The sequence below is a fragment of the Pseudomonas putida genome (assembly GCF_050990305.1).
GTDB classification, from domain to species: Bacteria; Pseudomonadota; Gammaproteobacteria; order Pseudomonadales; family Pseudomonadaceae; genus Aquipseudomonas; species Aquipseudomonas putida_AH.
Genome location: NZ_CP158817.1, coordinates 602,559 through 623,540 on the forward strand (window position 1 = coordinate 602,559; position 20,982 = coordinate 623,540).

The following is a 20,982-nucleotide window of genomic DNA, read 5'->3' on the forward strand; positions in this document are numbered from 1 at the left end:
ACCCTGTAGCTGCCGAGTGCAACGAGGCTGCGATCTCTTGATCTTGAAAAACAGAATCAAAAGATCGCAGCCTCGTTGCACTCGGCAGCTCCTACACAGTTCCTACAGTTCCTGTGGTCGGCGTGGCAGAACCACGGTAAACAGTGTCCCATCCACTTCTCTGGAAGTGACTTCAATCGTCCCGCCATGCGCATCGACTACTTGCTTGACGATGAACAACCCCAGGCCAAGGCTGGTGGACGGTTGGCCGAGCTCTTCGTCGGCGCTACGCACCAGCGGGTCGAAGATCGTGCCGATTGTGTCCTCGGCAATCGGCGCACCATCGTTATGCACCGTGAGACGAACAGTGTCTGGCAAGCCGGTGAGCGTTACCGTTACATCGCGTTTGGTCGAGCCATGCTGCAAGGCATTGCCGATAAGATTTTGCAGCAACTGGCCCAGTCGCACGGCGTCCCAGTTGCCCTGCGTATCACCCTCGACGATCACCGTCGGATCACACTCCGGATTACCCGCGCAGGCCAGTGCAATCGCCGCATGCGTCGCATCGGCCAGGTTCATCGGTGCCGGTTCGATCGGCAGATCCTTGCCCAGGCGGCTGCGCACTAACTCCAGCAAGTCATTGACCATCGCCGCCATATGCTGAGCGCCGCGCTTGATGTTGTTGGCGCAGGTCAGCGCATCGCCCGCAAGCGTTGTCTTACGCAGCAGCAGCTCGGTGGACATGCTCACTGCTTGCAGCGGGGCGCGCAGGTCATGGCCGAGAATCGCCAGAAAAATATCCCGTGAGCGGTTGACCTGTTCGGCGTAGGCCGCCGTGGATTCGGCGAGGGCTTCGTCGATGGCCTCGTTGAACCGGATCATGTCCTGGAAGTACGTCATATCAGGCGACTCCAGGCTGTCGACCCACAGGCGAATAACACAGGCCCGCAAGTGGCGGAATTCGCTGGTCATCTGTACCAGGTCGAAGCCCACGGTATGACGCAGTTCACCATGGCTGGCGCCGGCTTCATCCAGGCTTGGGGTTTTTTCCGGGCCTTCGCCCTTGGCCTTGGCCATTTGCTCGCTGGCATTCTGGGGCTTGGTCATGTCCCTGGCGGCCGCCAACAGAATGGCCCTGGCGTGGTCGCGCAGGGCGACTCGATCCAGATTCTCGGCTGCGGGCGTGATGGTTCTGGCGAACTGCTCCCACTCATCGACGATTCGGTCCACCTGTTGCCTGATGAAATCGGGTAAGCGCATGGGTGAATTCCTGAGCGGGTGAATGCAGGGTGTTTCGAATATTAGCGCCTTCGGGCTGGAAAAAACCGCCCGCGGAGCCGCTGCATACTGTGCCTTTTTCGGGTGGTAAAGATACATAGTTTCAGTCTTGTTTTTCGACGGTTCACCGCATGAACCCTGTAGAGAGCAAACAGTTTTTCAGCCTTTTGTTTTTTGGGGGGATGCCTAGGCTATTGGCTCCATCAATTAACCTGAGGTTTAGAAGATGTCCGATTTGCAGGGAAGCACTTCGACGACTGTTCCATCCGTTACCAAGGCCAACAAGAGTGTCCACGAACAACGCATCATTAATGTCATTCCCAATGCGATAAAAAATGCATCGACGAAAACACTGGGATCAATGTTGAACCTGAAGGCGAAAATGCCGGACTGGTTCATCAATGCACGGGAAGTGGACCGGCAGTATCTCAAGGAGTTAATGGATCAACGCCTGCGCTCGCAAAGTGAACTGGATGAGTTGCTCCCTGAGCTGGAGCAGGATATCGAGACCTTCGCCAGGCCGTTGCTCAATACTGCGCTGAAAGACCATTTAAAGACTGATGAAAATCCCGAGCACCTATCACTGCAGCTTTATGTGCCCGATACCATTATTTTTGGTATCGACAGGGGCGCCAGTCGTATCCGGCACACTTCCTTGCTCGCCGCAGCGCTGCATAATTTTGAGTCGACGGAAACGCGTCCGGAGGCCTTCAGAAGCGGATCTGGCATTTATCAAACGGGCAATCAAGGAACGTCACAACGCATCAACTCAATAACGGCGCAACAGTTCGCCCTATTGTGTCGAAAGCTGGACATCGGAAAGCAGTATCAAACGCACCTTAGATCTAGGCTGGAGCCGCTTGGCGCGAGTGCGAAAAGGCAACTGCAAGAACGATCGATTGCCAGTGAATGTGCGGATTTCAAACTGTCGGCGTTTATCGCCCGCTTGAACGGTGATGTCAGTGCCCATGGCTACGACAGGCTTCGTGGGGTCGCTGAGAATAAACAAGGCATCAAACTCTACGATCTTCCAATGCGCAGTCACCGTTTGTCGCTCATGGGCTTCAGGTTGACCGGCGTTGTGCTTTTCAGCGCCGTTGCAGACCCGTCGGCCCTGAAGCAGGCGGTCGATACCTTGACACCCGACAGCTTGAAGTTCTGGCTGGACTGGTCGCGGCGCGTGCCTGTTTTACCCGGCCAAGAGTATGAAAAATACAAAATGCTCCAGGCCTTTTTTGCCAATGGGCCAGACGGGGTAAAGGATGAGCTACTGCGCAATGAAGATATTTATCAACAGAGTCGATTGACCGGGCCGCTGATCGCTTATGTGCCGCAGGACCCTCATCATCCGTTGAAGGAATACGAGTCGCTGTCGGACTTCATGAAAACCCTGATCAGCCAGCTACGCGACCCTCAATACCAAGCCTTCTTCAGTCGGTTCGTTGCGCAAAAGGACAAAGGGCTTTTTTTCGCCCGCGCCAACGAGCGATTGAAGACCATCACCTGGCAGCAACGCGCCCCGCTCGACATGGGCCCCTGGTGGCGCGAGACCGCTGTCGAAAACCCCAATGCAGAGCCGATCACCAACCTGATGGCCGGTGATCTGTGGGTGACCTTGTTTCGGGAGCGCCGGGACAAAGCCCTCAGCGATGCACGACACATTGCGGTGCCGACGGACGATGAAGATGCGGCCACTCGCTGGAAGCGATTGACCAGCTATCTGGACATCGGCTGGAACCTGTTCAGCTTCGGCGCGATGCTGATACCGGGTGTGGGCGAGGTGGTGCTGGGCATTATGGTTGCGCAAATGCTCGCGGAGCTGGCCGTAGGGGTCGAAGACTGGAGCAAGGGAGACCGGGAAGAAGCGGCGGGCCATATCAACGGCGTGTTGATCAACTTTGCGCAACTGGCGTTGATGGGGGCCGGGCATGTGTTACCCAAGACGGACATCGTACCCGTCAAGGTGTCGCCCTTTGTCGAAAGTCTCAAACCGGTGCAGTTCAAGGGCAAGACGCGACTGTGGAATCCGGATCTTGGCCCCTACAGGCATATGCTCACCTTGCCCGAGGCCTCAGAGGCAAACGGCTTGGGTCTTTACGCTCATGCCGAGCAGCAGGTTTTGCGTCTCGATGATGAACACTTTGCCGTCAGGCAGGACACCGAGACGGGGCGGTACCGAATTCAGCATCCTGTACGGCCTGAGGGCTATCAACCTTTGCTGGAACATAACGGCGCCGGAAGCTGGAAGACCGAACTCGATCGGCCGCTGGAATGGGACAAGCTGCGGTTGTTGCGTCGGCTGGAACCGTCTGTACAGGGATGGTCCGATGAACGTCTCGAGCAGGTGCTGACGGTCAGTGGCGTGACGGACAATGCATTGCGCCGCGTGCATGTCGAGCACGACACGCCACCGGCGATGCTGGTCGATACCTTCAGGCGCTTCAAAGCCTATGGCGATGCCGGCGAGTTGGGCCGGCAGATACTGGCCAATCAAATACCCGAAGCGCTGGAAACCTTCGTCCCCATCCTGATGACGGAACTGCCGCGCTGGCCGCAATCAAGAGTCGTGGAGTTGTTTGACGGGCCAGGGCTGTCGGGTAAGTCGATCAGCTACGGCAACAACGCGACGAACAGTGCCCACCACATCAAGTTGACCCGCGCGCAGCTGCGCGACGGCCAGCTGCCGCAGCGTGTGATCGAGCACTTCAACGAACAGGAAATCCGCGAACTGCTCGGACAAAGTGTCGCCGGCGACAAGCAGGCGCGTATTGATGAGCTGAAAACCCGGGTGGCCCAGCAGGCCGGAAAAAATCAGCCACGCCTATTCGAAACGCTCTACGCCACGCGAGACGTTTCCACAGACCCGCGAACAGCTTTGTTGCGCCGTGAGTATCCACAGTTACCCAGTGCCGTCGCCGAACAATTGCTGATCGCCGCCGAGCCTGAGGACCTGCACCATCTAGCACAGAAGCAGCGTCTTCCTCTGCGCTTGCATCAACAGGCGCGACGGGCGCAAGCCCAGGTGCGGCTCAGTCGTGCCTATGAAGGTCTCTACCTTGAAGCGCTGGAAAACAACGATACCTGCAAACTGGCATTGGGCTCGCTTGCCAAGTTGCCGGGCTGGTCGGCTGACGTGCGAATCGACATTCGTGCTTATTCATTCAGTGGCGACTTGTACGCGAGCGTCGGCCCCGAAAATGCGCCCATTCGCAAAGTCCTGGTGATGAACGATGACGGCCGATTCGAGGCGCGGGATGATCGAGACCAGCACTTGCACGGCGCCGACGATCTCTATGCGTCGGTGTTGCATGCCCTGCCGGATGGCGAGCGACAGGCACTGGGCTATGACATTTTCGACAGTGTACGGCTCAGGCAGACGATCCAGCGTTCTGCGCTGGATCACTCGCAATTGGAGTCGATGTTGGCGACCCATCCAGAACGCAAACCAGCCTACGATCCGCAGACCATGCGCCTGCGTGGAGGCATGGAGGGCTACCGCCAGCACCTTGACCAGTCAATGCTGCATCGGCGAGTCAGCGCGTTGTACCCAGGATTCAGCGACGAGCAACTCACAACGCTGTTGACTGAATTCGGTGAATCGGCGGCCCAGCGGGTCGGCGAACTGGAGGCTGAGTTCGATCTGTTGAACGAACAAATGCGGTATTGGATGGACTCGCCCACAAGCTCATTTCGCTTCAGTCCCGAAGGGATGGCCGAGTGGCGTTCCAGGGAAGCGGTCCAGAAGGCGATCAGGCAATGCTGGCAAAGGACGGGACCTGCAGGTGCGGACGTTCCAGGGATTGTCCGCCCGCAGATGCTCAATCTCGATAGACTGCCCATGAATCGACACCTGGCGGGAATGCCAGTGCTGGAGGCAAATTTTGACCATGTCACCAGCTTGAGCATGCGCCAAAGTGCGTTGCTCGATGGCCAGACACTGTTTCTTTCTCATTTCCGCCGGTTGCGCTTTCTCGATCTTGGCAGCAATGCGTTAACCCACCTTCCACCACAGATCGGTGACATGCGTTACCTCGAGCATCTGATACTGAACGGCAACCGAATCGAGTTGACACCTGAGGCCGTGGCGCACTTGAAAGGCTTGATCCGCCTCAAATCCCTGGCGATGAAAGCAAACCCATTGAAGTTGCTGCCCGATATCAGCCGGATGCCAGAACTGCAGTTGTTGATTCTGGAAAACACAGGTATCGACAGCTGGCCGACCGGGCTGTTTGCCCAGCCGCGACCTCGCAGCCTGTTTTTGGACATGCGGCACAATCCAATCAACCGGATACCTGACGTTGCGCCCGGTTCGTTTCGCGCCGAGTTGCTGGCGCGTTCGGTGCTGACTCGTGATCCTCAATGGCTGTCATCACAGAACCTGGAAAGGCTCAGGCTCTACACCGAATCGGCGGGGTTGGATCCGGAGCGTGCTTATCCACCCAGGGGGACCGTTGACAGCAGCGAATGGGCCGAGGGCATGCCCCTGCAAGAGTGGCAGGCCAAACAGTTGATCTGGAACGATGTTGAAGATGAGTTTAACTCCGAGTCCTTCTTTCTCGAGATCTGGCGGCTGACCCAGTCCGCGGACTTCAAGGCCGGTGGCAATTACCGGATCGACCTGACCGCCAGGGTCTGGCGCATGCTGGAGGCCATGGCAGAGGACAGCGAATTGCGTACGACCCTTTTTGCCGAGGCCGTGGCACGCACTCAGTGTGTCGATGGTGCGACGCAGCTGTTTAATGTATTGGGCATGAAGGTGCTCGTTCACGAAGCCTATGGCTTGGGCAACCCAGGGTTGATCGAATCAGAACTGGTCGAGCTGGCCAAGGGCAAATCGCGCCTGGACGAGATCGAGCGAATAGCCGAGCGGCATATTGCCGATCGCGTGGCCAACGGTGAACAGATTCAACGGGTGGATGCGTTAGGCACCATGACGGGGACCATTGATATCGTCGAGGTTCACTTGGCCTTCACCACGGAACTGGCAAAGCCGGAGGCGGAGAATGGGCTCGACTTGCCCTGGCAGGCTCGCACCATGCAGTTTCGCGGCATTGCAGGCGTGACGCCCACAATGATTGAAGAGGCACGCCTGCGGGTGCTCGCCTTGGAGGAAGGGGATCTGTTGCGGGATTCGATCGCCGATCAATCGTTTTGGAAAACCTATGTGGAAGGGGCCAATCGTGTGCGCTTCAGGCAGTTCGATCGGCGGATGGATGCCCTGTACGAATTCAAGGTGACACTGGACGAAAGGGCAACTGAGTCGAAGTTGTCACCCGAAGACAAGGATCGACAAAAACTGCAGCTCAGAACCCTGGCTCTGGAGCTGGGAAAACCGGAGAGCGAAATCGCGCCGGGTAGGGTCATGACCGACGATGAGTTCACGGCGCAATACACGGCGATCAAGCATGAGCGAGAGGCCTTGCTCAGACAATTGACACAGCAGGCGATGGACCGGGCGAAGGTGCAGGCCAAACCAACTCCGTTCTCCGTTGAGTCGTCCGACTGATTGAAAACTCTGCTGACAGTGCTCGGTGCGAAGGTAGATATGTAGTGCCGATGACGCTGCCGGACATGGTGTTGTAGTGCTCCACTTCACAGGAGAGACACCATGTCTGGTTTCCCAACACCAGCGTTGGTAACGGCGCAGAACCCACAAGCTCTGATTTCCCGCAGCATCCACGGCAAGCAGTTGGAACAGGCGATTCCCGATTGGCTGACTGGTGCGACAGCGCAGCGCCGTCAACAGCTGAAGTCAACCGACGCACCTCTGCCCGATTGGTATCGCAGCGCATCTTCACAACAACGCAAAACACTCAATGACAGCGTCGTTGCGAGCTTCACCGCCCAGACCCAGCTGGACCAGACGATGTCTTCATTGCAGGACATCGATACCTTTGCCAAGCCGTTGCTGATCGACGCGTTGAACAAGCAGTTCAATGTAAAACTGGACGTCAACAAGACCTTTTTACTGCTCAGGAAAACGCTGGAAGCTGGCGTTTTGGGTGTCGACATCGGCAGTTTCGAAGTCTTGAGGCTGCCGCTGTTGCAGGCGGCCTTGCACAACTTCGAGGCGTGGGAATGTGAGCGTGGCGCTTTTCACGAGTCGTCAGGTTTTCTGTTGGAAAACTCGACGCCGGACACTTTCGAAAGGGTTACCACTTCATTAACGGTGGAGCAATTCACCGGGTTGTGCCGTTCGCTGGACATCGGCACGCAGTATCAGGCTTACCTCAAGAATTACTTGCACCCTACGGACGCCCTGGCGGATCAGACGCTTCGTGAAAAATTCATTACAGCGCAGAAAACCGCCCTGCGTGCCGCGGCTGAAACGGCGTTGTTGAAAAAGGATATTGAGCCCCAGGACTACACGACAATCCTGTCGATCATTGCCGGGGATACCGAACCGTACCAAGGGAAAAGGCAGATTTGGTTTCGGGATCTGGGCTTGATGAGGCACCGCATGACCGGCTGCGTGGTGTTCACCATTTGCGAAAAGTACCGCTATTCGGATGACATGATCCTTTACATCCCCAACGACCCGCATCACCCGTTGAAGCGTTACACCTATGACGAAATGCAAGCTATGTTCAAGCGGCGGTTCACCGCTCGCGACGGTGCTGCCCCTGACGATATTCGCCCGACTGCCTATCAGCGATTTTTCAGTCAATTCGTCGCCTATGCCGACCGCCCGGACTATTTCTATCAGCTGACCGACGACAAGAGCACCTCGTTTTTGCAGCACCTGACACCTTACGCCCCGATCTTGAACGAGTTGTGGAAAGGCATCAGCCCGCTCGGCGCACTGGTGGGAATCAAGGAGTTGCCCCCCGCATCCCCGACACTGAAGAAGCCCAACGACGACCCCTTCCTCGACCCCGGCGGTATTCTTCACAAGGGCAAAGGGCTTTGGGAGGCCAACCCCGATCTATGGGCTTACCTGTTTGAACAACATCGCGCCAAAGTCATTGCCGATGCTCGCAGTCACGCAGTACCGACGGCGGATGTCGACGCCAGGGTGCGCTCGGAAAAGCTCTCCCGGTTGCTGAACATCGGCATGCTGGTGCTGACCGGGGTTGCCATGTTCGTCCCGGTGCTGGGCGAAGTCATGATGGTGGTGATGGCCGGTCAGTTACTGGAAGAGACCTTCGAAGGGGCGATCGAGTGGAGCGAAGGCGATCGCAAGGCCGCCAAGGCGCACTTGATTGATGTCGCGGAAAATCTCGCCTTGCTGGCGGTCACGGCGGGCGTCGGCAAAGGCTTGGCAAAATGGTCGGCGATCAAGGCCGAACCTGTGATCGAGCGTCTTGATCCTGTCACGCGATCTGATGGACAGCCCCGTTTGTGGAGTCCGGAACTTGGCCCTTATGAAAGCCAGGTCAGCCTGGAACGCAGCAGCGGCCCCAGCCTTCAGGGACAGCATCAGTTGGAGGGTAAAACCTATATCCGGCAAGCAGAGAAGGTCTACGAGACGACCTGGGATGAGTCGCTCCAGCGCTGGCGGATAAAGCATCCCACCGATCCTGATGCCTATCGGCCAGTGTTGGCTCACAACGGCCTCGGTGCCTGGCGTCATACCCTGGAGCGCCCCTTGACCTGGGACCGCCTGACGCTGCTACGACGCATGGGGCATATGACAGAGGGTTTTTCCGATCAGCAACTGCTCGACATCGCCGATATCAGCGGCATCAGCGACAACGCCTTGCGCAAGATGCACATGGACGACATGCCACCATCACCGGAACTGGCCGACACCCTGCGGCTGTTCGAAGCCGATCGGGATGTCGCGACGGTCATTCGGCAGGTGGCAACGGGAGAGTCCACTGACCTGCGCTCTTTGGCCGCGTTGCCCTTGGTGACTGAACTGCCACGCTGGCCAGCCGGTCGGGTGTTACAGGTCTTCGACGATCCGCTACTGACAGGGCGTTCGGTCAAATACGGCGCCGAGCGCTTATTGGCGGGTGTCAGGCGCAAACCTGTCATCCGGGTAAGTCTGGCCGATGTACTGAGCGGCGAGTTACCCGAACGCATTTTAGCTGCGCTGGATGAGTCAGAAATCACGGGTCTACTTGGCGGCGAACCTGCGCGGATCCGTGATGGGCGCTTGGGGGAAGTTAGAAAACAGATCGGCGATTACCTGGAGCGTCGCCAATCGACCGTGTTCGAAAATATGTATCGCAGCAAGGCACCGTCGAGCCCCGAGGTCGCCAGGTTGCAAAAGCTCCATCCGGGGCTTGGCGAGTCTGCCGCGCAAGCGGTGTTGGCAGGGGCTGACGCGGAGCAACTCACCCGATTGCAGGCCACGGGACGACTGCCACTGCCGATGCAGGAGCAAGCCCGCTGGCATGTCCGGCAAGGGCGCCTGAGCCATGCCTATGCCGGCTTGCTCAGGGACAACATGGTCACTGCCGACAGCCAGCGCCTGGCCCTGCACACGTTGGCGAAGTTACCCGGCTGGTCTGACCAGGTGCGACTGGAAGTCCGTGAAGGTCACATCGAAGGGCGGATGCTCGAAGGCATTGGCGCGGAGACGGCCACAAGCCGTAAATACCTGGTGAAAAAAGGGCCGTTCTACCAAGCCTTCAACGAACAAGGGGAGGCGCTCAACAGCCTTCCCCGACAGGGTGACAACTTCTACCAGTCCATCATGCATGCGCTGCCCGATCACGCGCGAAAGGCTTTGGGTTTTCCCGAGACGGGGCAGAGCCAGGCATTGCGAAAAGCCGTGGTCGATTACGCATTAGTGCATCGTGCTGAAATGACCCGGCTGCTGGAGGAACGCAGCGCAAGGGCGGGGAGGATCAAACCACCGGTACGGGTGAGTCAGGCCAGAATTGGTTATTACGCCAGCGGCGATGGCCCCGCGCTGGATCTTCCCTTGAGCTCCCGCGTGAGGGATGTCTATCCCGGGCTTTCGGATCAGCAGGCCAACGGTTACATCCTCAAGCTACGACGGGCAGGGCAAACCGATGCGCAAATCTATGGGCATCTGCAAGCACGCTTGCGCGAGTGGGAAACCCTTGAGTCGACGCTTGAGCGGTGGCTTCAGCCGGTGCCGGGTGGCGTGAACAACTCATTGTTCGGCGGTCGAACGGTGGTGGAAAACATCAAGGCATCCTGGCGAAGTGCGCCTCTGGTCGATGAAGACCCTCGATTCAGCCGGCTTGAAATTATCCATATGGGAGCGCTGCCACCGATCACCGCGGACTTTTCCCATGTTCGTGATCTGACATTGATGGCGTCCGGATCCGAAACATTGCTGACGCACTTTCCCAATGTAGAAAAACTTCAATTGGATCTGCGTTTCGCCGAGACTGCGAATGCCTTCGAAGCTTTGAGAGGCCTGCGCAAACTCACCAGTCTGCATGTCTGGGCAGCTCCTTCCCCGGCACTGCTATCGGCACTGAGTAGGCTGATCAATCTTGAGGAGCTTAATCTGGTGAGTGCCCGCAGCATCGCCAGCATGCTCGAAGAGCCGGCGTATGATTTGAGCGCCTTCAAACATTTGCGCCGACTGGAAGTGACGGAGCCGCAAATGAAACAGTGGCCCACGGGCCTGCTTGAGTTGCCACTGCTCGAACGCTTGAATCTGCGGCGCACGGGTATCGATCACCTGCCAGTGGAGATCCAAGGGCAGGAGCGACTGTTGGCCGGGTTGTCGCTTGACTGGTCAAAATTCCCCCGTGAAGTGTTCAAGCCGATCTATGAGCGCGTCAGCAGCCTGCCTCGGCATTTGATCGATCTGGAGGAAATGGTCGGTGACTATTGCAGAGGCGAGCTGCGTCGAGTCAGCGGTCTAAACATCGATCGGCTGGGCAAAAAGTTTGCCGCGCAATGGCAAGGCACCCAGGCAAGGTTCGAAGCCATCGAAGCGCTGAGTTCGCAGCATGCAGAACTGGAGCGCGAGTTGAGCAAGTGGATTGGCATTTCCGGTTCGTCGCCAAGCCATTTGTCAGCGGCATCCTCCTTGAGAACCTGTTGGCGCAATGGGCTTTTCAAACGCTATGGCTCGACAACCGGGGTCGAAAACTTCAATGCGCTGTATGGTCAGATGACCGATTCCTCTTTACTGGAATTGCTTTTTTTGCAACTCGACACCCTCCCAAGGCTGCCCACCGAGGGTTTCACGCATGTGCACACTTTACGGTTGATGGGGTTGCAAGGGCCCGCCGAACAGGTGCGGGGCTTTGTTCGTCAATTCAACGCCCTGCAAACCCTTGATCTGAGTGGTAGCGGTGTGACCGATTTATCGTTGGCCCATGGTGATTTGCCGAGTCTCGAACACTTGAATCTGCGTGCTTGCCGACTGACGCGGCTGGATGTTGGCAGCCTGGATCGCCTTCAGACACTGAACCTTATGGGGTCGACATTGGAGGGCTGGCCGGCAGGGGCGGAGAATTTGCCGCAGCTCAACTGGCTTGATCTGCGCGACACCCGGATTACCACGTTGCCGCAGACGATGCTGTCCCGGGACTCAATTCTGCTCGGTACCAATCTGACGGGTGCGCCCCTGACCCCGCAAACGCAAGCGGCCCTGTCCGCAGCGCTGCGGCGTGTCGAAGATGCAAAAGGCCTGGCAGATGGCACGTTAAGCCGATTTGCTTTGCAAACGGTGCCGGAAGAATTTCCGCCAGCGGAAAACGGTGTTTCGATCAGCCACCAGTTGCTGCCTTTGTTGCCAACCGACATCAGTGAAAGCGTGCTATCGCTGGAGCAACGCCTGCATCGTTTGATACCGACGCTGGAGGCACAGGAGCCGGAGCAATTGATCGAGCACATGCGTACTCAGGGGCTTACAGACCAGCAGATGCATGAACGCATCAATGGCTGGAATCAGATGCATGAGGTATTGACCCGTCAGTTGAACGACTGGCTGTTCATTCGTGAGTCCCGAGGTTACGACTGGATCGTCTCGGCGCAAAGCCGCCACCTGGCCGCTGTGCGCATCATGGAGTGTTGGCGCAAGGGGCTGTTGGCCGAGGGGGCCGTAGAAGCAGAACTCAACCTTAGTGGTTTACAGGTAGGTGACTTGCCTGAGCTGGCTGTCCCGTTTTCCCATGTCGATACCTTGAATCTCACCGGGGTGAGGCTCTCCGAACAAGGTTCGAACGGTTTTCTGCGCAGCTTCAGCCAATTGCGCGCGCTGACACTGAGCGCCAACGACCTGCGAGTACTGCCTGATGCGGTGGAAAGCATGGGGGGCCTGCGGAGGCTGGAGTTATCCAGCAATGACATGTCCGACCCCGAGCCTTTGTATCGCTCACTGGCGGCACACGAGGACCTGCAATGGCTCGATCTGAGCCACAACAATCTCGAGACCTTCGATGTCAGTCAGTTCGAACGAATTGAAACCCTGGACCTGCGCAACAATCGCCTCACGGACTGGCCCGAGGGCGCACTACAGGGTACAAACCTCAGAACCCTGAACCTGAGTTACAACGACATCACCTCGATTCCGGTGCAGGTTCTGGACGGCAACCATGAGTTGCTGATGTCAGGCACCGACCTGTCCGATAACCTCAATATATCGCGCGACAGTCTTGAGCGACTCAGGGCTTACGCCCAGAGCAATGGGCGCAATGGCGCATTGGGGATCACCGCGAGGGAGATCCACCACTTTATCGAAGAGGTCGACAGTGATTTCGAAGGCGCAAGCGATACTGAAAGCGTTGTATCCGATGAAGATCTATCTGGACAGCCGATCAACCCGACGCAACAAGAACCGTGGTTCGAGAGTGTGGAACCGCAAGCCTTGGCTGAACACCACGCGCTGTGGAATCAACTTGAAGCCGAGCCGGATCACGAAGCGTTCTTTCACCTGCTGTTGCGCTTGCAGGATACCCGGGAATTCCTATTGGCCCGTGCCGACCTGACCCGTCGGGTTTGGGATGTGCTGAATGCGGCGGCGAGCAATACCGAGCTCAGGCGAGCGTTGTTCGGCTTGTCGAACACCCATGGCACTTGCGTCGATGGTCGGATTCTCACGTTCAGTGGGCTCGAAATCAAGGTGTTCGAACACAACACCTTGCTCGATATCGATCCGACAAACCTTGAGCAAAAGGGTGCTGCGTTGTTGAAGTTATCCCGGCAATTGTTTCGCCTGGATCGGGTCGAGGAGTTGGCTGCCAAGGCACCGGGGCACCGCCATGATCCGGCGGAAGCACGCCTGGAATATCGAATCGGCCTCAAAGACGCGCTCGACTTGCCGGGGCAGCCAGCAAACATGTCGTTCGGCAGGCCCATCACCGGTAGGGTGCTGGCCGATGCGGTCGAAGGGGTGCGAAAGGCGGAGCAATCCGACAGTTTCTACGAGGATCTGCTTGGCCGTCCGTATTGGGTCGAATACCTCAACGAGAAGTACCCTGAAGTGTTCAGGGCTCTGGATAAAAATGCAGAAGTAAAAAATGAGCGACTGGAGGATGCCCACTCTGACATCACCAGCCCCGCCTATGGCGAAGCTTTGGAGTCACTGGGTATAGAGCTGGCCATCGAGCGCAATCAAAAACTGATCGATCTGTCGCGCAGAGAGACCGGTGAAGTCGAGCGTTCGGGTTCCGGGGAGCCGTTACCTGGTTCCTCGAAGCACTTTGCAGGACCGCCTCACTGGTAATCCGCAGCCCGGCGCCGAGGGAATCGGCGCCGAACCTGACGGTCGAATGCGGTACATATTTACGCGTCTATCTTGGTGTCATTCAGTAGGCTGTTGGCTTTCCACAGTCATGGATGACTCGTAATGTCTCAATCAACTCCACCTGTTTATTCCCACGACGGCACTTTGAACAGTGATCTTCGGGGCGTTCACTATGATTTTCTCAAAGACCGCATACCCAAGTGGTTTTCCCAGGCGTCCAGCCAGCGCAAAACCGAGATGGGCAATCACCAATTGCAACTCCCCACCTGGTACCCAATAGCGACGCCTGGACAGAAGAAAGCCCTGGCGGACAGCCACACTCGCTTTCGCGAGAGCCTGAATAAAATCGATACGGCATTGGGCAGCATCAAGGATATTTTCGAGTTCGCCGAGCAGCCGCTTAAAGAGGCGATCAAGGCTCGCTTCAAGCTGGATCTGGATGTCAGGAATGTTTATCTGGCACGTAAATACGCTTACAGGGATCGGGATGACCTTTATGGTTTTCTCGTCTTCGATCAGCAAGAGGATCGCAGCCTTCGCTACGAGTACCGTGGGATTTCGCTGCTCGAGGCGGCGCTGGCCAATTTCGAGCCCAATGAAGAGCAGCCGCTTCGCTGTAACGATTGCCAGATAATCACTGGATGGAACAGTTATGACGGTGAAGTTCTACCCACATTCCAGGCGGTCAACTCCCAGGTCAAGCCTATTGCCCCTCACGATTTCGCCAGGCTTTGCCGCGAGTTGGACTTGGGGACGCTGTACCAGAAACACATCAAAGACATCGTACGGCCAAAGGATGCCGTTGAGCGCGAAGTGCTGGAACGTCAGTTGGAGGAACATCATCGGCAAGGCCTGGCGGTGAGCGTTGAAATAGCTTGGCTGCAATCATCCACAAGACCGGGCAGTCATCAGGTCGATTCGGGGATCAGTCACGACGTCTATCAGATGCTCCGACGCTCACTCAATAACGAGGGCGACGTGACACTGGATGGCAAACCGGTAACTTTTTCAGCCTTGAAGGCGTTCGGTATCGAGCTGGTAGGCCCCTTACTGATCGGGCCAAGTCGCAAGGCCGCTGATCGGGTCGAGCGCCTGGTCGTTTATTTACCCAATGACCCGCTGCAGCCACTGAAGGAGTACGCATCCAGCGCGGACTTCATGGAGGATCTGAGGACTCGTTTGCATAGCAGCGCCTATCGGCACTTTTTCAGTCAATTCATCCCACAGCGACAACAAGGCGTTTTTTTTACACAGTTCAACAGGCTGTACAACCCAACCAGCCTCGACTCCCGAACGGATTACCCGATGCAGGTCTGGCCTGCCAGTCTGCCGTTGGATGAAGTCTCTATCGACGGCGATTTATGGAAGCAACTACGCCTGCAACTGACCGATAAACTCTTGACCGACGCACGAGCCATCGCCGTACCCACGGGCGATGAAGACCGCAGGGCCCGGGAAGAAAGGCTGGCGAGCTATCTGGATGCAGTGATCAGCGTGTTCAATCTGGCAGCTTTTGTTGTCCCTGGATTAGGGCCGATCATGTTGGTGGTCGGGGCAGTGCAAATGCTCGATGAAGCTTTCGAGGGCATTGAGGCGTACGAGGAGGGTGATGTCCCTGAAATGTGGGCGCATTTTTCCAGCGTCGCACTGAATGTGGCATTTATCGGAACCGGGGCGGTCGTGTTGCCCAGTATTCAGCTATCGACAAGGGTCGACACACTCAAACCCGTCACCCTGGCCAGCGGCAAGCAAAAACTATGGAAGCCGGATCTTTCGCCATACAAGGCGCCCATCACGCTGGCCGCCGAGGCCAGGCCTGATGAACTGGGTCTTTACATGCATAACGGACAGACAGTGTTGCCCATTGAAGGCGACGTCTACTCGGTCAGACAAGTCCCCGGCAGCGACCAGTACCGGATCCAGCACCCGACCCGCGCCGAAGCCTACACCCCCGAGGTTGAACACAATGGCGAGGGGGCCTGGCGGCATGAGCTTGAGCGCCCCCTCACGTGGGACGGCGTAAGACTGATGCGTCGGTTAGGGCCAATGGTCGACGGATTCAGCGATATCGAGCTGGAGCAAATCAGGCAGGTGAGTGGAGTCGATACCGACATCCTGCGCCGCTTGCATGTTGAAGGCGAGCCGGTCCCTGCAGTCATGCTCGATACTCTTAAAAGGTTCGGGGCCTATGGCGACGCGGTGAAAGTCGCTCGCGGGATCGCTGAGGGATCACTTTCAAGTGCCTTGTGCAGTTACGTCGCCTCCCTGGCCGTCGAGTTGCCGGGATGGCCGGCGGGCAAGGCGATAGAGGCTTTTTCGGGAGACGGCTTGAACGGCCCCTCGGTCAAGTACGGCAGCCAGGATGCCTTGCCACAAAACATCCTCAAAATGAGCCGCTCGCAACTGATGACCGGCCGGTTGCCTGCGAAGATCATCGAGTTTTTGAATGAGGCCGGCATCAAGGGACTGCTGCCCACTTACACGCCCAGGACGTCTGAGGCGCGCATCAGTGCTTTGCAAAAACAGCTGCAAGAACGGGCGATAGGTGTCAGGGCGCGATTGATGCGCAGCCTTTACGCTGAACAACAACCTGAGGCCGATGCAGCGGTGGCTATCGTACAGCGCGATTTCACCGGTCTTCCCACACTGATCATCCGTGAACTATTGGTCGACGCTACACCTATCGAGCTGAGTACCCTGAACTCGACCCGGCGCATCCCGTTACGCCTGGCAGAAAGGGCGCGTCGGTTGCAGCAACAAATGCGCCTGAACCGGGCCTATGAGGGGCTGTACCTTGATGCATTGATCGAAAAGGACAGCGAAGTCCTGGCGGTCAATTCGTTGAAAGCCATACCGGGTTGGGTGAATGATCTACGCCTTGAGATACGCGAAGGAGGGCTTGAGGGAGTGCTGCGCGCCAGTGTCGGTGACGTGCAAGCCTCCGAGCGCAAAGTGCTGGTTCGAGTGGGCGAGGGGCGCTATGAAGCGCGTAACGATCGTGACGAGCATCTGCACGGGATCGATGATCTTTACTCCTCGATTCAACATGCGTTGCCTGATCGTAGTCGCCAGGCCATTGGGCTGCCCCACACCCATCAGGGGATGCAGTTGAAGGCGAAAATCATTGAGCATCGGCTGCCGCGCGATCAACTTCGTACTCTGTTCGGGATGCAGCCGCGCCACAGACCTTTCTTCAAGTCACCGATGCGTTTATCCGGCGAGCGTATTGGATATCCCTTGAGCGATCACCCGAGAACCAGCCAGTGGCGGGAGATTGTCGAAGAACGAGTTCGTACACTCTATCCCTCCATGTCACCGGCGCAAATCAATGCATTCATCGAGTCCATGGGCAACAGTCACGAGACGATCTTGAGGAACCGTGAACGCGAGTACAAACAACTCGATCACACTCTGCAAAACTGGCAGAGGGCGCAAATGGAGGGCGTCTCTGAGCGACAGCGTCAAACGCCTGATTTTGCCCGACGTCGGCGCGCGAGGATGGCAATCTTCAAGGCCCTCAAGCAAGCCTGGCAGCGCACGGGAGAGGTCGACCTTGATATCAATGGCCTGCCCCAGGGACAGTTCATCAATTTGTCGAATGTGGATCTTGAAGGGCAACTCAATGAGTTGCCGCCACTGTCGGCCAATTTTGATCATGTCACCCATCTGGATCTATCCGGTGCAGGAATCGATATCGATGTGAACGTGGATGGATTCTTGCGCCATTTCCGGCGCCTGCGTCGGCTGAACCTGAGCAATAACGATATGTCCGAGCTGCCTGCGTCCTTGGGCCGCATGAGTCGTCTGGTAGAACTGGACCTGTCCGATAACCTGATCGAGCTGGACCCGTCGGCGGTTGCCCGATTGCGCGGACTGACACGTCTTCAGTTTCTTGGGTTGGAAGGCAATCCGTTGCAACTGCTTCCGGATATCGGGCAAATGCCGGATCTGAATATCCTGCTACTGGCCGATACCGGTTTGAATGCCTGGCCGGTAGGGGTGTTCGATCAATATCGAGGCCGGACCTTCAATCTGGATTTGAGTGCCAATGTGCTCGAACATATACCAGAGGTGGTGCCCGGATCGGATGAGGCTGAGGTAGTGGCTCGCACCACCATCAGCCTGGAGCCTGAATATATTTCCGAGCAGAATCTGCAAATTGTCAGGGGCTATCGCCAATCGGTGGGGATCGAGCCGGATCGACCGTATCCGCCCCGGGGCATGCTGGACAGCATTCATTGGAAAGCAGGGCTTTCCAACGAGCAATGGCAAGCCAAACAGGATATTTGGGAGCAGCTTGAGGATGAGCCAAACTCCGAGCCCTTCTTTAGAGAGCTGCGCAAGCTGGCGCAGTCCGCCGATGCCCTCGCCACCCAGGAAGCAGCGAAAGTCGAGCTGTGCCGCAAGGTCTGGGAAATGATCGACGCGGCCGCCGCGAACAGTGAGCTGCGAGAGACACTGTTTCGCCTGGCGGCAGCTCCCACCACGTGCGTCGATGCCGGGGCGCAACTGTTCAACGCCATGGGGTTGGAAGTGCTCATCTTTCAAGCCTATGAGCTGGCTGCACACGATCTGATTGAGACCGCATTGCTGGAATTGGCCCGGGGCAAGTCGCGGCTGGATGAATTGGGCCGGATCGCCCGGGAGCGTATCGGTGAATTGTTGAGCCAGGGGCGACAGTTCCCCGAGTTCGATGAACAGGAGCTTGTAGTCCCCCATCGCGATGCCCAAGGGCGAGTGATCCCGGACATCGATGAGGTCGAAATACATATGATCTACCCTACGCGGCTGGCTCAGCGTCTGGAGCTGCCCTGGCAGTCGCGCAAGATGATGTTCCGTGTACCGGATGTCACACCCGAGATGATCAAGAACGCCCATGATCGAGTATTGGAAAAGGAGCGCGGCACACAGCTGCAGGAGCGGATCATCGACCAGCCTTTCTGGGTCGACTACCTCAAGCGATCAAGTCTTGAGCGCTTCAAAGCTGTATATGACCAGGCCGAAATCGCGCTGGACCTGCAGGCCGCGCAACAAGCCTGGCTCGACAGTGATTCAGCTGTGCACAAGATTTACTGGCGTACCGAGATTGTCCGATTGGCGAAGCAGCTGGGCTTGCCCGACAGTGAAGTGACACCCGGATCGGTGATGAGCAATGAGCAGTATTACGTCCAGATGGAGAAAATTGCGGCACAGGAAAAAGCATTGGTCGCCACTTTGACCCGCGAAGCGATGACGCGTGCCAGGTTATCGCGTCAGGACATCCCGTTCACGCTTGAGGACGGGGCAGACCCTCAAACTTGATCGAGCGCGCCCTGCCGCGCTTAAGAGGCGCGGCGGGGGCTGCCATTTTCCTCAAAAAAGAAAGTAACGCTGCGCCATCGGCAGTGTTTCTGCCGGTTCGCACCACAGCAACTCCCCGTCCGCCTTGACTTGATACGTCTGCGGGTCGACGTCGATGTTCGGCAGGTAATCGTTGTGGATCAGGTCGGTTTTCTGCACCTCTCGACATCCCTTGACCACGGCGATTTTTTTCTTCAATCCCAACGCTTCCGGCAAGCCGGCTTCCTGTGCGGCCTGGCTGATGAACGTCAGGCTGGTGGCATGCAGCGAGCCCCCGTAACTGGCGAACATCGGGCGGTAATGTACCGGTTGCGGTGTCGGAATCGACGCGTTGGCATCGCCCATCAGACTGGCTCCAATGGCCCCACCCTTGAGAATCAGCGTCGGCTTGACGCCAAAGAAGGCCGGTCGCCAGAGCACCAGATCCGCCCATTTCCCAACCTCGACCGAACCCACTTCATGGCTGATGCCATGGGTGATCGCCGGGTTGATGGTGTATTTGGCGATGTAGCGTTTGGCGCGGAAGTTGTCGTTACCCGCACCATCACCCGGCAGGGCGCCGCGCTGCTTTTTCATCTTGTCGGCGGTCTGCCAAGTGCGTGTAATAACCTCGCCGACCCGGCCCATCGCCTGGCTGTCGGAGCTGATCATTGAGAACGCGCCGAGGTCATGCAGGATGTCTTCGGCGGCGATCGTCTCGCGGCGGATGCGGCTTTCGGCGAATGCCACGTCTTCGGCAATGCTTGGGTCCAAGTGGTGGCAGACCATCAGCATGTCCAGGTGTTCGTCGATGGTGTTGCGGGTGAACGGCCGGGTCGGGTTGGTCGAACTCGGCAAAACGTTGGCGAAACCGCAGGCCTTGATGATGTCCGGCGCATGACCGCCCCCGGCGCCTTCGGTGTGATAGGTGTGGATGGTGCGGCCCTTGAAGGCACCGAGGGTGGTTTCGACAAAGCCGGACTCGTTAAGGGTGTCGGTATGGATCGCCACTTGCACGTCGTACTGGTCGGCCACGCTCAGGCAATTGTCGATGCTCGCCGGGGTGGTGCCCCAGTCTTCATGCAACTTCAGGCCGATGGCGCCGGCCTTGACCTGCTCGATCAACGGCTCCGGCAGGCTGGCGTTGCCCTTGCCGGTCAGGCCGATGTTCATCGGGAACGCATCGGCGGCCTGGAGCATGCGGGCCAGGTGCCAGGGGCCTGAGGTGCAGGTGGTGGCGTTGGTGCCGGTGGCAGGACCGGTGCCGCCGCCAATCATGGTGGTGACGCCGCTCATCAGCGCTTCTTCGATCTGCTGTGGGCAGATGAAATGGATGTGGGTGTCTATGCCGCCGGCGGTGAGGATCATGCCTTCACCGGCGATGACTTCGGTGCTGGCACCGATGGCGATGTTCACGTTGGGCTGTACATCCGGGTTGCCGGCCTTGCCAATGGCGTGGATACGCCCGTCCTTGAGGCCGACGTCGGCCTTGACGATGCCCCAGTGGTCGATGATCAGCGCATTGGTGATCAGGGTGTCGACGACGTCGGCGGCGAGCAACTGGCTCTGGCCCTGACCGTCACGAATGACTTTGCCGCCGCCGAACTTCACTTCTTCGCCGTAGGTGGTGAAGTCTTTTTCCACTTCGATCCACAGCTCGGTGTCGGCCAGGCGAACCTTGTCGCCGACGGTAGGGCCGTACATGTCGGCGTAGGCTTGTCTCGAGATTTTCATGGGCTGCCTTGGGAATTGATTGAATGGGAGATCGCATTCGCGGG

5 protein-coding genes and 1 pseudogene are annotated in these 20,982 nt (G+C 57.6%); 4 read left to right on the plus strand and 2 right to left on the minus strand.

The annotated features are described in order from the left end of the window. Nucleotides 1–102: 102 nt before the first annotated feature. Nucleotides 103–1,239, minus strand: coding sequence for a sensor histidine kinase (locus tag ABTV22_RS02745; RefSeq protein WP_433738455.1), 1,137 nt, complete (start codon nucleotides 1,237–1,239; stop codon nucleotides 103–105). Between the two features lie 244 nt (nucleotides 1,240–1,483). Here ABTV22_RS02745 and ABTV22_RS02750 point away from each other — a divergent pair, with 244 nt between their 5' ends. From ABTV22_RS02750 to ABTV22_RS02765, 4 genes and pseudogenes are all read left to right on the plus strand, one after another. Then, the gene (locus tag ABTV22_RS02750; protein ID WP_433738456.1) at nucleotides 1,484–6,763 is read left to right on the plus strand and encodes a dermonecrotic toxin domain-containing protein; all 5,280 of its coding nucleotides are present in this window, start codon (nucleotides 1,484–1,486) and stop codon (nucleotides 6,761–6,763) included. Nucleotides 6,764–7,123: 360 nt separating this feature from the next. Further along, a pseudogene (locus tag ABTV22_RS02755) lies at nucleotides 7,124–7,867 on the plus strand (dermonecrotic toxin domain-containing protein); the annotation flags it as partial. A 4,620-nt stretch (nucleotides 7,868–12,487) separates the two neighbouring features. Continuing rightward, nucleotides 12,488–13,864, plus strand: coding sequence for an NEL-type E3 ubiquitin ligase domain-containing protein (locus ABTV22_RS02760; RefSeq protein ID WP_433741278.1), 1,377 nt, complete (start codon nucleotides 12,488–12,490; stop codon nucleotides 13,862–13,864). 378 nt (nucleotides 13,865–14,242) lie between these two features. Then, nucleotides 14,243–19,186: an NEL-type E3 ubiquitin ligase domain-containing protein gene (locus tag ABTV22_RS02765; protein WP_433738457.1), complete on the plus strand. Its 4,944-nt coding sequence runs from the start codon at nucleotides 14,243–14,245 to the stop codon at nucleotides 19,184–19,186. 51 nt (nucleotides 19,187–19,237) lie between these two features. Here the strand turns inward: ABTV22_RS02765 and ureC are convergent, their stop codons facing one another. Continuing rightward, the gene (gene ureC, locus ABTV22_RS02770) at nucleotides 19,238–20,938 is read right to left on the minus strand and encodes an urease subunit alpha (protein ID WP_433738458.1); all 1,701 of its coding nucleotides are present in this window, start codon (nucleotides 20,936–20,938) and stop codon (nucleotides 19,238–19,240) included. Nucleotides 20,939–20,982: the final 44 nt, after the last annotated feature.